Annotated in this window: 16 protein-coding genes; 3 read left to right on the forward strand and 13 right to left on the reverse strand. The window is 39.5% G+C overall.

The features are described from left to right. Nucleotides 1–3 precede the first annotated feature (3 nt). From WKT11_RS01480 to WKT11_RS01520, 9 genes are all read right to left on the reverse strand, one after another. The gene (locus WKT11_RS01480) at nucleotides 4–2,865 is read right to left on the reverse strand and encodes a glycoside hydrolase family 3 C-terminal domain-containing protein (RefSeq protein WP_340281948.1); all 2,862 of its coding nucleotides are present in this window, start codon (nucleotides 2,863–2,865) and stop codon (nucleotides 4–6) included. 182 nt (nucleotides 2,866–3,047) lie between these two features. After that, nucleotides 3,048–4,160, reverse strand: coding sequence for an ATP-binding protein (locus WKT11_RS01485; RefSeq protein ID WP_243101742.1), 1,113 nt, complete (start codon nucleotides 4,158–4,160; stop codon nucleotides 3,048–3,050). A gap of 218 nt (nucleotides 4,161–4,378) precedes the next feature. Further along, nucleotides 4,379–5,083 (reverse strand): LytR/AlgR family response regulator transcription factor, encoded by a 705-nt coding sequence (locus tag WKT11_RS01490; RefSeq protein ID WP_118609750.1) that lies wholly within the window; start codon nucleotides 5,081–5,083, stop codon nucleotides 4,379–4,381. A gap of 203 nt (nucleotides 5,084–5,286) precedes the next feature. After that, on the reverse strand, nucleotides 5,287–6,060 hold the full coding sequence (locus tag WKT11_RS01495) for an ATP-binding protein (protein WP_340281953.1): 774 nt from the start codon (nucleotides 6,058–6,060) through the stop codon (nucleotides 5,287–5,289). 52 nt (nucleotides 6,061–6,112) lie between these two features. Next, the gene (locus WKT11_RS01500; protein ID WP_118247149.1) at nucleotides 6,113–6,307 is read right to left on the reverse strand and encodes a hypothetical protein; all 195 of its coding nucleotides are present in this window, start codon (nucleotides 6,305–6,307) and stop codon (nucleotides 6,113–6,115) included. A 16-nt stretch (nucleotides 6,308–6,323) separates the two neighbouring features. Next, nucleotides 6,324–7,064 carry a cobaltochelatase CobT-related protein gene (locus tag WKT11_RS01505; protein WP_340281957.1) on the reverse strand — a complete coding sequence of 247 codons (741 nt, stop codon included), beginning with the start codon at nucleotides 7,062–7,064 and terminating at the stop codon, nucleotides 6,324–6,326. Between the two features lie 85 nt (nucleotides 7,065–7,149). Beyond that, on the reverse strand, nucleotides 7,150–8,142 hold the full coding sequence (locus WKT11_RS01510; RefSeq protein ID WP_340281959.1) for a hypothetical protein: 993 nt from the start codon (nucleotides 8,140–8,142) through the stop codon (nucleotides 7,150–7,152). Between the two features lie 6 nt (nucleotides 8,143–8,148). Continuing rightward, nucleotides 8,149–9,081 (reverse strand): AAA family ATPase, encoded by a 933-nt coding sequence (locus WKT11_RS01515; RefSeq protein WP_340281961.1) that lies wholly within the window; start codon nucleotides 9,079–9,081, stop codon nucleotides 8,149–8,151. An 85-nt stretch (nucleotides 9,082–9,166) separates the two neighbouring features. Continuing rightward, nucleotides 9,167–9,937, reverse strand: a complete 771-nt coding sequence (locus tag WKT11_RS01520) for an ATP-binding protein (protein ID WP_340281963.1) — start codon at nucleotides 9,935–9,937, stop codon at nucleotides 9,167–9,169. 168 nt (nucleotides 9,938–10,105) lie between these two features. Between WKT11_RS01520 and WKT11_RS01525 the strand changes: the two genes are divergently transcribed. Continuing rightward, on the forward strand, nucleotides 10,106–10,753 hold the full coding sequence (locus WKT11_RS01525; protein ID WP_015542174.1) for a TetR/AcrR family transcriptional regulator: 648 nt from the start codon (nucleotides 10,106–10,108) through the stop codon (nucleotides 10,751–10,753). On the opposite strand, the gene WKT11_RS01530 is transcribed toward WKT11_RS01525, so the two are convergent. Then, the gene (locus tag WKT11_RS01530; protein ID WP_019162594.1) at nucleotides 10,675–11,301 is read right to left on the reverse strand and encodes a DUF3786 domain-containing protein; all 627 of its coding nucleotides are present in this window, start codon (nucleotides 11,299–11,301) and stop codon (nucleotides 10,675–10,677) included. The genes WKT11_RS01525 and WKT11_RS01530 overlap by 79 nt on opposite strands. Before the next feature lie 40 nt (nucleotides 11,302–11,341). After that, entirely contained in the window at nucleotides 11,342–11,674 is a 333-nt protein-coding gene (locus WKT11_RS01535; RefSeq protein ID WP_186835701.1) for a nitrous oxide-stimulated promoter family protein, read from the reverse strand. A 228-nt stretch (nucleotides 11,675–11,902) separates the two neighbouring features. On the opposite strand from WKT11_RS01535, the gene WKT11_RS01540 reads away from it, so the two are divergent. Next, entirely contained in the window at nucleotides 11,903–12,352 is a 450-nt protein-coding gene (locus WKT11_RS01540) for an Rrf2 family transcriptional regulator (RefSeq protein ID WP_019162595.1), read from the forward strand. A 15-nt stretch (nucleotides 12,353–12,367) separates the two neighbouring features. After that, nucleotides 12,368–12,496 (forward strand): hypothetical protein, encoded by a 129-nt coding sequence (locus tag WKT11_RS01545; protein ID WP_278277962.1) that lies wholly within the window; start codon nucleotides 12,368–12,370, stop codon nucleotides 12,494–12,496. A gap of 347 nt (nucleotides 12,497–12,843) precedes the next feature. Here the strand turns inward: WKT11_RS01545 and WKT11_RS01550 are convergent, their stop codons facing one another. Continuing rightward, nucleotides 12,844–13,929 (reverse strand): hypothetical protein, encoded by a 1,086-nt coding sequence (locus WKT11_RS01550; RefSeq protein WP_025579166.1) that lies wholly within the window; start codon nucleotides 13,927–13,929, stop codon nucleotides 12,844–12,846. Continuing rightward, nucleotides 13,926–15,449 carry an HlyD family efflux transporter periplasmic adaptor subunit gene (locus WKT11_RS01555; RefSeq protein WP_340281977.1) on the reverse strand — a complete coding sequence of 508 codons (1,524 nt, stop codon included), beginning with the start codon at nucleotides 15,447–15,449 and terminating at the stop codon, nucleotides 13,926–13,928. The genes WKT11_RS01550 and WKT11_RS01555 overlap by 4 nt, the downstream gene beginning before the upstream one ends. Between the last annotated feature and the right edge of the window lie 3 nt (nucleotides 15,450–15,452).

A 15,452-nucleotide genomic window follows, 5' to 3' on the forward strand; every position in this document is an offset into this window, starting at 1 on the left:
TCCTTATTCAGCATTCTTTCTTTTCTTATATCCTCTGATTACCAGTACTTCCATTCCTGCCATGAAAAGTGCTATTACAATGTCGATACCAATTCCTGCTTTTTTCCAGTTTTCCATACCTGTTTCTTCGTGTTCTCCATCATAAGCCCAGCTGCTTACAACTGTATACATGACATTTTTGCAGGCATTCCTCATCTGAAGTACAGCTGTTGGATGCTCCGGATTGGCTACATTGTTCTCTTCTCCGTTGAATGTGGACAACATTGCATCTACTCCATTCGCCAAAGCTGCATCTGCATTCATAAATCCATGACCATTGTTTCGGAAGAAGTCTGTAAGCGCCATTCCCCTGAATCCCCATTCATCTCTGAGAACTGTATTCATAAGGTTACTGCTTTCTCCAGTCCATTTATCTCCAAGGAAACTCCAGGAAACCATAACCGCATTTGCACCACCCTGTTTTACAGAAATTTCAAATGGTTTCAGATAGATTTCCCGGATTGCCTGCTCATTTGACCAGACACTTACCATCTTTGCGTTTCCCTCATACAGAGCAAAATGTTTGATATAAGAATAAACTCCATATTTTCTTGCTCCTTCTACTGCTTTTGCTCCCATATTTCCTGCAAGAACTCCATCTTCTGAAAAGTATTCATAGTTTCTTGCTCCAAATGCGGTTCTATGAGTATTCATACCTGGTGCATACCAGCCCTCTGCACCCATTTCCTGACTGATCTTGCCCATGCATTCACCCCATGCCTGTGCAAGTCCCTTATTCCATGTGGAAGCAACCACAACTTCAATTGGAAATCCAATAGAACCAACTCCTGTAAAGTTGTTATTAATTGCTGCTGGTCCATCGAAATCAAGTGTAGCCACTTTTCCCACAGAGTCCATGGCTGCTGTCTGATAACCAGCCATTGCAATCATATTTGCCATTTCATCAACAGTAAGCTGATCCAGAAGTTTTTCCCAACGAGGATCGTCATAATCAGCATCACGCATATCAGCTAATGTAAGTCCATTATCTGCTCCCGTTGTCGGCATTACATCCTTATCATTGAGATATGTAGTCTTATCAAAGTTGCTGTTCAAATGATATTCAGAAACATATGGCTCACCCAGCTCTGCAGATGCCGGTGCTGCTGTAGCCTCTTCATAATTTGCAAAATGATCTGCTCGTGATAAATATGTCACATCGCCTTTTGCATCTTCAAATACATTTGTTGCTGCAGTATCATCTGATGCTCTTTTATTTTCTCCCTTATATACTACATCTTTATCTGCAGTATAAGTTTTCTGATCCAGCACAGTGTGTGAATCACTGTTAATAGAGATTACATAGTCACCTTTTTCAAGAACATACGCTTTTGCATTATTCTCATCATAAGATGCCATATCTTCTATACTAAATGTAACTGTAACAGTCTGAGATTCTCCCGGCTGAAGCAGATTTGTTTTTTCAAACTCGATCAGATTTGCAGAAGATTTCTCAATTCCCCCATTTGTATATGGCGGTTTATAATACACTTCTACTACATCTTTTCCGGCAACATCTCCTGTGTTGGTTACTTCTACATCTACAGAAATCTTTCCGTCTTTTTCCTCCAGTTCACCCATTTTCTGTTCAAATTCCGTGTAACTCAGACCATATCCAAATGGATACTGTACAGTTTTATCGTAATCAATCGCACCTTCCTGTGCAGCTGTTTCATAGTACTTGTATCCTACATAAATACCTTCCACATAATTGGTAAATGCCGGAGCATACACCTGCGCAGTTCCTGCGTTCATTCCTTCAACAGCCATATCTGCCAGATTTGTATACTCTATTTTTTCTGCATTATTCCACCACGGAGCAGTCGTCATATCATAAATAAATGTATCCGGTGTTTTTCCGGAAGGATTGACTTCACCTGAAAATACTTTACCAAGTGCATTAAATCCCACATTTCCCGTTCCGGGGCACCATACAACAGATTTAATCTGAGGATATTCATCTGCGAAACCAAGTTCAAACTGATTTGCTCCATTATAAATCACAATCACATTATCAAAGTTTGAGCAAACCATATCCACCATATCTCTCTCAGTTTGTGAAAGCTGTAAATAATGCTCTCCCTCAGGAAAATCATCATATTCATCTGAATTATTATCATATGCTGCTTTTTTTACATCCATAGGAATATCATTATGACCTTCACCTGCTTTTCTGGAAAGAACCACAACTGCCACATCAGAATACTCTTTCGCACTTTTAATAAGCTCATCATCGTAAGTATCTACAGGTGGCTCCGGTAATGTCCAGCTCTGTTTCTGGATAGACATTTCCGGATTATCTGCACCATAATTGTTATAAAAATCAACCAGTTCCTGGTTAATAGAAAATCCGGCATTTTCAAGTCCCTGATTCAGACTGACAATATCATACAGATCATTAATTCCACCGGAACCAGCTCCTCCGTAAGCCGGATTAATAGATTCCCAGCCAAAAATATTCAGTTTTTTTGTTTCATTTAAAGGAAGCAGGCTTTCATTCTTCAGAAGAACAATTCCGTCTTCCATAATTTCTTCTGCTACTTCCGCAGCTTCTTCATTTGTTTCATCGCTTAAAGTTCCATTTCCCGTTGCCAGTCCAATCAACGTAGCCATTGGTCCAAAACAGATCATATTCACGCAAACAACAACTGCAAGAACCATTGCGATCGCAGCTTCCCCTCTTATCAGAAATCTTTTGTCCCTGGACATCCTGCGGCATGCGATCATAATTACGATTCCAATTACAAGTGCAGCAATAATACCGATAATATACGGTTTGCATAATTGTAATACCGCCAGAACATCTTCCATTTCAACACTGATCATTCTCTTTTTCCTCCTTTGACTCTCTTGTCTTTTTCAGGTATCATTTCCTGTTGGCATTACTATAACATGATTATTATTTTGTGCTGTTTTTGGCACAAGATGCAGCAAATATGGCACAAAATACTAAAAAAGGTCCACCGGACCTTTTTGTCGTATGCTTGGCAAAAAAAATACCCAGAGCATTACAATACTCTGGGTAAAAGAATCTTTAATTCAAACCAGTTCTGCTGTACTCCAAATACTACAGAACCATCATATTTTTCTACAGCTTTACGAATACTCTTCAATCCAAAACCATGGTTTTTACTATCCTTTTTTGTTGTTATGATCAGATTCTCTTCATTTTGGGAAATTTCTGCTTCACAATAATTCTCTATCTTGATGAACACAAATCCTTTTTGAAGGGATACTGTCAGATGGATCAGTCTTTTTTCCTGATCTGGAATCAAAATTACATGTTCAATCGCATTATCCAAAGCATTTCCAAATATAGAACATATATCTGTTACATGCATATGATCCAATAATTTTCCATCTGCCACACAGGTAATCTGTATATGATTTTTTCGACAATGGAAAATCTTAGCTGCCAGAATCGTATCAAGTACCTGATTCCCCGTTCTGCTTATATTTTCAAAAGCAGCGATTTCCTTTTCCATAGAATCAATCCATTTTTTTCGTTTCTCTTCATCTGATTCCGCACGAAGTCCCGTTATCTGGTGTTTCAGATCATGGTATTTCATTTGTATAAGATCCAGGCTGTCCTGATAATTTCGGTATTGATCATACTGGCTTTTCAGCATCACGTTCATTACTGAAAGTTCTTTCTCGGCAACATACTCACTGATCCTGCTCTGATAAGCATGCAGGATTGCAATTCCTCCAAAATCGACCAGTGTTCTGATAGAAAAAATATCTGCACGTTCTCTGCTCGCAAATGGTGCATTTTCATTTAAAAAGCTCAGATTACTAAAAGCAAAGATTGCAACAGCCATGATTGCCGCCGCTGCTACTTCCTTTACTGTCATCTGTTCAAGATAATTCTGCTTCAGGAGATCTTTTTCTAAATAAATATTAATAGTAAAGCAGCCTCCAAAAATAACCATCGTGATCAGAATTTCAACCCAGATGCTTTGATTCCCCCATGCCTGTACAATAGATACAATCTGCCACTGCAGCGAAGCTACAAACTCAGCAAGAACAAATGCACGGGCACAGCAATAAGCCGCTCCCAGAGGCTTCATATTTCCTCCGACCATAAGAAATCCATACATCATACCTGCAGCGATCATCATACAGGGAATCCACAAAATTTCAGTTACGCTGCCTGTCAAAGTCAAAAAAATACTCTGCATTGCCAACATGAAAAGACTGCCTATAAGAAAATGTACAGATTTCATGTTTTCTTTTTTTAGGATATAAAGATAAACCAGACATGATCCCCACTCTGCTATTGCCGTATAAATTCTTGGAATATCCTGATATAACATAGTATTCTCCATTTCGCATGAAATCATTCCATATTGAGGTTTTGCAGAAGCAGATTCATGAAGTCTTTTTTTCTGGTTCTGCTGACAGGTATATGTACATTATGAATCACGCAATCAGAACCAACAAATCCCTCTACATGATTCATATTTACCAGATATCCCTTTGCACATCGAAAAAAATTATGTACCGCAAGTTTTTCTTCGAGTTCTTTCATCGTAATTCTTGAACAGTAATCTCCTCTCGAAGTATGATAAATTACATTATGTCTCTGCCCCTCAATAAAATAGATATCTGCTATATCTATCTTTACAACTCCTTCCCCAATCGGAATCGTAAGAAATTCTTTAACCTCAGAACGCATACGACCAACTGCTTTATCCAGTTTCTGCGAAAAAGAAAAATACTCAACTGGTTTTACTACATAATCCATTGCATCAACTTCGTATCCACGTACTGCATATTGAATCATATTTGTAATAAACATGATAATTACTTTCTGATCCATTTGACGAATTTTTTCTGCTGCTGTCATACCGTCCATGAACCGCATTTGAATATCCATCAGAATAATGTCAAAACCGCCATTGTAATTTTCAGTGATATCTTCTCCATCACCAAATACTGTAACCTTTATTGATCTTCCCCTTTCCGTTTGATATTTCCGGATATACTCTGTTAATTGTTTTACGTAAATTTCTTCATCTTCCACAATTGCAATCTGTATCATCCCATACCCTCCACAAGAATTGCATTTTTTGTAACTGCTCAATCACACAATATAGTCCCAGGTTTTTATTATTATTTTATAAATAATTTTTGTTTCAGTATATCACTGCTTTTTTCTTGCGTCAAGCGGATGTAATATTACAAATTACAGCTGTATAATCTGGTTTTCTTTTATCATATATCCACAGTAAATCTCCTCATTCTTTAAATAGAAAGTAGAAATTCTGTTAAGTTTTCAATAGCATCTGGTTTTTCTGATAGTTCTTTCCCCATCAGTCCCTCTCTCATAATACTAGTATCCGCACTAAGAGATACAGCGACTCGACTTGAATTCCATACAGCTTCATACATCATTTCCTGATTCTCTTTTGTTACTTTATTGAGAACGTAATAAAATGGTTTTCTAATACTTTCCGATAATTCCCCGATTTTTTTGGAAAGCTGTAGGGATTCATAGGATGGATCTATAATTATCAATATCAAATCTACACCATTATCAATTCCACGTCCAAAGTGTTCAATACCAGCCTCCATATCCATTAGCGCAAATTGGTCTTCTGTAAGCCTGAGATTTTGGATAAATTGAGTCATAACAGTTCCCATAGCACAAGAACACCCTTCATTTGCTTGATGAATTTTTCCACTGCTCATCAGTTTTACACCATCCTTCAGACTATAATAATCTTCCGGTATATCATCTATAGTCCAGGTTTCCTCAAAAAACTGATGAGTAAATTTTGATAACATCATATCATTTAAAACATTTTGCTTACCACCGAAATAGTCTGTAAAATCTCTGGGAAGCTTCATACCTAGCTGTCGGTGTAGACCATAATTAGATTCATCGGAATCAATTACCAAAATTTCTTTTCCTCGTCTGGCTAAAGCCTTAGCCAAAAGGCTGGTTACTGTACTTTTTCCACATCCACCTTTTCCACAAACTGCTATTTTCATCTCTATATTTACTCCTTTACCCATAATCTATTATGATTTATAATTCCAGTTTCTCTATAATACCTTTTAAGGCTTCTTACTCCACTTCCTCCAGTTCTGTTCCTTCCGGAAGAATATATCCGCAGTTATCACATACTCCGTCCTCTGCAAGTATCCCGTCTTTCACAAAGGCTTCAATGCCTCCCGGTTCATGACAGTGTGGACAATCTAATTCCTGTATCTTTTTCTGATTTCTTACATCCTGGCAATTGGCAAATTCAATTTTACCCATAGTGATTCCTCCATTTTTATTCCATATCAATTTGTCTTCGCAAAAAAGTTCCTACCATACGGGAAAAATTGCTGATATTACGAATATAGGCAAAGTCTTTTCCATAGATTCTCTTTTCCACGGAGAGCTCTTCTTCATTCCCTACAAAAATACCAATTACGAAAATTCCCTGATTTCTGGCCCGACGCACCTCATATGCAGTATCTTTCACAGCTCCTTCTCCGTCATAGATCTTGGGCTGGCGGGTTCCTGGTCGTTGTATGCTCATATCACAGGGTTTTCCATCACTTAATACGATTAAAATCTTATTTTTTTCCGGTCGCTCCATGAGAGAGGAACAGACTGTTTTCAGTGCAAGCCCATCTCTGTTATTGGCATACGCCCGAAATTGAAAGATTCTTTCATTTGTTTCCCTTGGATCTTCATAATCCCGAAATCTCTGAAGTACTGTATATCCCCAGAAAGCACAGTATCCTGTCACCCGATGAGGAATTCCTGCCTGGCTTAATGCTTCACTGATAATATATCCCTGCGCCGCTACCTGAGCCTGTCTGCCAGCTTGGGAACCACTGGAATCAATCAGGACGTCTATTACAAACTCAGAATCTTCTGCTCTCTTTTTTCTATTAAATAACTTGTCATCGTCTGTTCTTCCAATTTTCCATAACCTTTCAGGAACAAGCTGCCCTGCATCAGATCTGCTGACAGAATCATCCTTTCGGATTATAAATGCCCGTTTCAGTGACTCTGCCAACACAGAAATATTTCTTTTGATGATCCAGTGATTATTTCCATAATAGGCTTTATTTTTTTCAAACTGCAGCTGAGAAAAACGGTATTGATTATTTTTTTATGACAGGGTTCTGTAAAATTCCATCTGTAAGATACAGGATACAGTTTTTGTGGATTCCTGTACAAAATTTCCGGTTGATTCTGGCCTGCTCCGATTCACTCAGATACGATTTCCCGTAATTCAGTTCCACATATTCCCGTATCCGTCGCACTGCCTGTGGATTTATATTCTCCGAGCTTTCCGGAACTTCTTCATTTTCCGGAGAGAAATAAAATCTTTTTTTCTTTTTGTTTCTGATATCCAGACTCATCATCTTTTTTTTGAGATTAGAAAGATATTTTTGAATGATGTCTTCCATCTGTTCATCCGTCATGCATTCCTGCCACGCGTCATTGGCTAATGCCATATCCGGTAAATTCAGAATCTTCTCCAGATTTCCATTCCTTTTTTCAAAAGAGGGATCCAGAACATGATTATAAATCTCATCTATCACGTTTATGACATCTTCCGTATTTTCCGCATCCTTCAGAGAAAGAATCTTGTACAATGCAATCTCTGCCTGTGGATCCATTCCCTCATCGTCTGTGTTCTCCAGAACATGCCTTATATACAGAAGCCTAATCCTGTGAATCAGGTCTGTTCCAGCTTTGTCTGATACCTGCTCTTTCTCGGCCTTTTCCAATTCTCTGAACGCCTGTTCTCTGATTTCCTTTGTTCCCAAACGTTCTCGAATGATAAAACGCTCCACAGCAGCATCCATGCATAATCCAGCAAGAGGCAAAAGTATATCTTCTCCAGCAGAAAAATGTAATTTTTTCATCAAATACATGCCAAGTTTCTTCTGATCAAAATATCGTGCAAAGGCACCCTGCTTCACTGCCTCATATAGAACCGTTTGTTTTGAATAAACATATTTTTCTGTGTCCGGTTCAAATTCCATATCATAATCACCACTGACTGTCCAAAAAAGATTTCTGATACGATTGCTGATCTCCAGACGATGTTCTTCCAGTTGTTCCGCCGGCCATCTGACATCCTCCATACAAGTTTACCCCCATATGTCTTTTCCGGTCCAGGAAGATGGGATTCTGGTAGAAACCACATCTTCTATGATCTCTTTTTCAAATACATCAAAACTTTTATTTATGATTCCCATCTGGATTGCATCAATTGGAGAAAGTCCGCTTTTTGTTGCTTTTACAGCAGAAACCAGTCCTCTCAGGTCAAGAGATTTTGTTGAGATTTCTCCATGATAAGCTTTGATCTGCAAATCTAGAAACAGTCCTGCAAAAGCTTTCAGTGCACTTTTTTCCCCACCTGGAAAATGTTGTCTTAATACAAAAAGGACACTATCCTCATCCATTTCAGGCATATCAATTACCATAAACCTTGAAACCAATGCTTCATTTAGCTCTCTGGTACCTGCGTAACCATAATTCATCGTGCCGATAAATCGTGTTGCCGGATGAAGTAAAATCCTGTTATATCCTGGAATATCGATTCTGCGCCGATGATCCAGTGTGGCATGCAGTACAGAAACCGCATCATTTTTTGCCATATTGATTTCGTCCAGGATTCCAAATCCTCCAAATTCCGCGCATTGGTAGATGGGGCCTTTCCGAAGGCGAACCTCATTATTTATAAAGGTATCCGTTCCAATCAGATCGGCACTGTCTGTATTTACATGAAAAGAAATGTCGTATTCCGGTCTTCCGAATATCCATGCCAGTGTCTCACATAGTACATTTTTCCCTGTAGCTTTCGCACCGGAAAGTAACAGGTTATCTCCCTGAAGAAGCGCTGCTATTGACATTTCCAGAATCTTTTTCCCATAAAACAGGATATCCGGTTTTTCTACCCGTTCCTTTACCTGATCCTCTACCTCATAACGCATGTGAAAATCTCTCAGTTCTCCAATTAGTTCCTGCGCTATCTTCTGGTCTTCTAAATATTTTTCTATTTCTGCCCAATGATTTCTCATGAAGATTTTCCTTTCTTTACAATTAGTTATGCCAAATCAGATAATATTTCTGTTTACTCAATCTTCAAACTTTCAATCCTCCAACTCACAATCCCAACTTCTTTACAATTTCTCCCAGTGCACTTCTTACAGGAGAATCTTTCGGAAGCTGTATGATCGGCTTTCCATCACAGTCATACTGATATACCTGGTCATCATGTGGCACAACCCCTAACAATTCCAGTCCCTGATTTCGAATTTCTTCCAGAGTTCCGGCATCCAGTTTTCCATCCGGAACACGATTCACGATTAATCCAGTTTTCTGTGGTTTAAAGTTTAACTCCTTCATCAGCTTTGCAATACGTCCGGCTGCCTGAACACCTCTTCTGGAACAGTCACTTACAAGAATCGCAACTTCCATCATTGGCAGGATTCCTCTGCTGATATGTTCCATACCTGCTTCGTTATCAACCACAATATATGGATAATGACCTTGCAGTTTCTGAACCTGGGTCTGCACAAGACCATTTACAAAACAATAGCAGCCCTGTCCCTGGGTTCGCCCCATTACCATCAAATCATAATCGTCTTCTTCTGCAATTGCATCGGAAAGACGCATTTCCAGATAAGCCTGTTTTGTCATTCCTGCCGGAATCTGATATCGTGGATCAACTCCTGCACGTTCAATCTCTTCTCTCAGTTCTCCGAGTGTAATCTCCGGTTCAACGCCGAGCACTTCGTTCAAATTTGCATTTGCATCTGCATCCACCGCCAGGACCGGACGTTTTCCGCTTTCACATAAATACTGAATCAACAATCCACAAAGAGTTGTTTTTCCTACGCCGCCTTTTCCTGATACTGCAATTACATGTCCCATGTTTTTCCTCCTAAAATTCTGAACAATCTGTTGACTTTTTCTTTAAACCTCATTATAGTTGTTACTATATAAATTACAATAATCAATCTGTGAGATTTGTATGGTTACTCAACACATCAGAAAAATTGTTGAGGAATCATATGATCCCAAATAATACAGGAGTATATAATGTCAGAAAAAACGAGAAAACAAGATCGTCGTACCCGCTATACCAGGCAAACCATAAAAGATACGTTCTTAGAATTGTTAAAGCAGAAAAGTTTTACGAAAATTACAGTTACAGAGATCTGCAAAAATGCTGAAATCAACCGTGGCACTTTTTATCTTCATTACTACGATATCCATGATGTATTATCAGATATTTTTAATGATATGACTCAGGATATGTTAACAACTGTAGATCATTTATTCTGTCTAAATCAAAAAAGCTGTTCCTATCCGTTCTGTCAGAAAATACAGATGGAATCACAATACAGGGCACTGTTTCTGGATGATGCAATTGCCCCTATTCTTCTGGAAAAAATAGCAGAAAATACAAAAGAAGGCTATGTGACCTGGCTTATGTCACACAGCCTCCTGACCTTTGAACAGGCAGAATCGGTTTTTTATTTTCAAATGAATGGCTGCCTTTCCATCAACAGACTGATGCTCCGCAATCACTGTAATGACTGGAAACAGATTCAGACAGTAATCGACAAATTTATCAAAGCCGGGCTGGAAAGTTTTCTGATTCATGATCAGAGAGAAGAAAAGGCTTCCGATAATTTTTGCAGCAAAATTTCTCCAACTGTTACCGCATCTTCTACACTCAGATAATGATCGGCATGATCCTGAAGAAATATTTTGCCAGATGCAGGAAATTCTTCATCTGCAAACCATATCTTTAAAGTTACCGGATATCTTGGCAGAACTGGAAAAACAGCACACAGATCCGCCTTTGTTTCTGTGAATTCTGCACCTAGGTTTTTACATGCTTTCTGAATTTTCTCAGGATCTTTATCCTGCAAAAGCTTTTCCAGTTTCTGCTCTGCAGTCCGGTCAAACTTGGTTCCCCGAATCAATCCATCTTTCAGGTTACCAAAAGTAATGAGCTTCTGTGAACCTTCTGTTCCATCAGCCATATCCAGATAATGCAGCAATGTCAGATAATGCCATTCATCCATATCTGAGTTAATATAAAACTCAGGAAGTTGAATTTCAATCACTTCATGAAAACTCTGTACCTCAAGCATATTTCGACTGCTATGAAAAACAGCCCCACTTTTTGCAGCAATCTCCTCTCCAGAACGATTTTGTAACCGTTTTACTGCTGCCAGCAGCATTTCCTGAAATGCACGATTTTCTGTTTGATTTTTGTATTCCATAACTTCTCCTTTGCGAACATTTTATCGCATCATATAATAATCAATGTTTATGCAAGAATTTGGGTGGTTTCATAAATCTGGCTTTGTCCGGATTCTCTTTCATCCATTCCCGGGCAAAATCCATTACCTCAGTCATAGTTTCATAATCTTTTCCACAAAAACAGCAACTTGGGCATGTTGAACATGGCCATCCCTTATTTTTGAATCTGCATGCGTCTAAATGTCGGTATGCTCTTAATAAATTTGCTTCATATTCTTCTTTAGACTGTGAAGCTTCCCTGTTTTCACGATAATAAAGGTGATACATTTTTTTAGTCATATGTTTTTTGATTCTGGTATATAAATTTCCTTTTAATTTGTCCACAATCAGCATATTATACAATCCTCCGTAAGTTTTATTACTATGTTGACTTTTCCTTTAAATTTCATTATAGTTGTAATTATATTATTTACAATCATCAAAATAAAAAATATGTACAGTTTCTCAACACATTAAAAAGAGCTGTTGAGAACTTGGGATGTTTTTGACAAACCAGAAATATTTTCGCCTCAAAAACGTGAAACCAAAATCATTATATCATACTACAAGGAGTTTCTTATCATGAAATACTCAACGAAATTAAGCGATACTGTTCATGTGATGGTTCTGATTGCCATCAACAAGGAAAAATCTCTCTCCAGTGCCTCAATTGCAGAAAGTGTCCATACAAATCCCGGATTTGTACGCCAGCTTATGTTAAAACTAAAAAAAGCCGGACTTATGACCAGTGTAGCCGGACATGCCCGTCCTTCTCTTTCAAAACCAGCAGATCAGATTACATTGCTGGATATTTATAAAGCAGTTGAAGGTGATAAACCATTGCTTCATTTAGATACTCATACCAATCCAGATTGTGGCGTTGGCATTAACATTCAGTTATCTTTGCAGGGATTTTATAATGAAATTCAAAAGACTGCCGAAGAAAAAATGAATACGATTACTTTACAGGATATCATAGATATCTACTATCAGCGGATATCTATAGAAAACAACTTACAAAATATCATTTAACAGGAGAACATTTTCATGTACCTTCAGCAAATACGAAATGCCACCATTTTTTTATATTATGGTGGAAAAACATTTTTAATTGATCCTATATTAGCTCCAAAAGGAAGCTGGCCTCCACGAGTCATCAAAGCAATGGCAGATTGAAAATATTTCCAATTAACCTTTCAAAGCCGATATTTTATTCCTGTTTTACTGAAATAAAATATCGGCTTCTATTATTTCAACCTGCTATCCAAATGGATGAATTCTATGAGACATTTTCAAATATCGGTAAGCTGAATGTACAGTTGGAATAGCAACTATTAACGAACCTTGACAACCTAATAACTGCTTAGAACTTTGCCAGAGGGATTTTATACCCTTTTGACAGGTTAATTGAGTGATGTTATAGCTGCATGGATCAATTTTTAGATTCATGGTACAGTTATCAGTTCAGATACTGTTCCGTGAATAATTCAGGTTTAAGTTCTTTTTTTGACATTTTCACGGATTTAATTCTGCTCCACTGGAAAATCCTTCCCTCGCCTTCCTCTGTCAGAGATTCTGTCATATCCCTTTTCATATACTTTCCACAACAAATACAGAAAACAGGAACCCCCTCCTGCACAAACCGTTTTCCCGCCAAGAATCATACCTTCCGTCTGGGATACCGTCTTCGGAAGCATCAGATACAGCTTAAATTCTGCCACAGCCTGATCCACCTTTTCTTTCCAGAACCCAAAGTCAGACCACCTTGACGGAATCCATCCCTCCGGCCAGGTCAGATGTGTAAAAAGAAGCCAGACCACCGTCCCTGCCATTACACTGTACAGCAGGTTGCAGAACCAGTACTCTGCATCTTTCACTGTATAGTTCTTTTTTTCTCTGCTTATTTCCGTCCACAGACTGCCAGAAAGAACCGCCGGAAGCAGCAGTAATGCCGCCAGTCCTGCATTTTTCGGTAAAGTCGAGGATACCACAGTTCCCTGAAGTCCGTATTTCATCAGAAATCCGTTCACTGTACTTTCTTCGGTTTCTCCATTTCTCCTTCTGATAAACAAACGATTATAAAAAAGTTCCGTCTCGGTATCATCCGCAGAAGCCGCCCCGAAAACCAAAATTTTCTGCCCCCAGTCCGCAACTTTCCTGACAGTATAAGTACGTCCCTGAAACAGAATCTGACCACCCGGAACCTTATTGCCAAAGAGCTCCCAGGCAGTTGTACCATCAATCACGCAACCATCCGGATCACCTTCTGTCAGAGCTGCTGCCTGCCAGTCATACCCTGCGGGATTTCCCTTAAGATACACAGTCATCGCCTGTGCCTGTCGGTTTCCTTCTTTCGCAGAAATCTCCCTCAACCCTGCATCTGCATAAAAACATACATCATAAGGCTTCTCACTTTTTCTTTCCTGCTTCAGGATATTTTCTGCTCCTTTCCTGTCAGGATAAGCTGCGGACAGAAACACCGATACTGCTGTATCATTTCTGATCTGCACATAATTATAGACTCCCAGAAAATAAATACAGAAAATAATCAGCCACACAGTCAGAGTACCGGCTTTCCTTAAAAAGGCACTCTGACTTCTGACACTCATTCCTCCAGCAGCCTGATCCGGCTGCCGCTGCTGATCTCTCTGTCACTGGAAATCACGATTTTCTGGTCACTTGATAAATCCCCGTTCTCCAGCGCAGCAGTGGAAGAATTTTTATCTTTCACATTCACATACGTTTTTCGCGCTACCAGTACCTCACCCAGGACGGTGTTCTGTGTATCTGTCACATAAACATAGTATCTGCCATTTTCCTCATACAATGCGCTCAGCGGAACACAGACATTAAAAGGACCTGCATCCTGAGAAATTGTAAATTCCGCAGTATCTCCTATGGAAAGAGTTCCCTCCGGTACCTGTACAGAAAGAATGTACTGATTTTCATTACTACTGTCCTCTTTCACAGACTCCACTTTCGCTCCTGTAATCTCTTTTTCATCCGCACCTTTTAAAATTACCTCTCCGCCACTCTTTATGTATTTCAGATCATCTTTGCTGACCTCTGCCTGAAACCGAAAGGTTCCTTTGGATTCATAAAGGACAACCGCAGCTTCCGCTCCTGTCTGGCTTCCTGTCACTGCACTCAGACTCTTTATCACACCATCACAGGGTGCTTTCACTTTTCCCTTTCGTGCCAGCACTTTCTGCAACGTTTCCAGATCTTTCTGCGCAGTCTCAAGTTCCGCCTGCGTATTCTCCAGCGTGGAATCCGAAGCATCACCGATCTGCGTATCCCGGATTGCCTGCTCTGCTGACTGAAGTTCTCTTCTGCGGCTGAGCATGGCTTCATTGACCGCCTCCTCTTTCGTCCGGATATCATCAATCAATGCCTGCTCCTGAGAATTGTCCTGCGCATTCGAATTGTCGCCGTTTCCTGATGTATTTTTATTCCCTTCGCCATCTGTGCGATCCGTATTTCCGGAATCATCGGAGTTCTCCGGATCATCTGTATTCCCGAAATCGTCTGTATTTCCCGGATCATCAAACTCGCTGGAATCACTGAACTTCTCCTCATCCGGTATCTTATCCTGTACGTCATTCTGCGCCGCATCCCGCTGTGCGTAATAATCCTGAAGCTTCTGTCTGGCTATGGCTGCCTCATTCTGTGCCGCCTGCACACTGTAATTTCCGCTGGAAACCGCACTGTTATAATTTTCCTGTGCATCTGAAAACTCATTATTTCTCTTCTGCTGATTCACAGACTCTGCACTGATCAGATCATTGATCTTCCCCTGCAGAACATCTATGGCATCCTGTTTTTCCTTTATGGTTTTTTTTAGATATTTTACAGAAAACTTCAGCAGCGCATCCCCTTTTTTCACATTCTGTCCTTCCTGCACATAAACCTGCTCCACCTTCTGTCCCTCCTGGGTAAAAACTGCCCGTTCTCTGGTTCCCATCACTTTACCTGTGCCGGTCACCTCATGCGTGATCACCTGATTCTGAGCTGTTTTTGTCTCTACCTGTGCTACATTCACCGAATCTGCCGCCCTGGACAGAAAAGTAAATAAAAGCATCAGGGCAAAAAATCCTGCCAGAATTTTTATCAGTTTTATTTTCTTCATAGA

The sequence above is a fragment of the Blautia sp. HCN-1074 genome (assembly GCF_037890165.1).
In the GTDB taxonomy this organism is placed as follows: Bacteria; Bacillota; Clostridia; order Lachnospirales; family Lachnospiraceae; genus Blautia_A.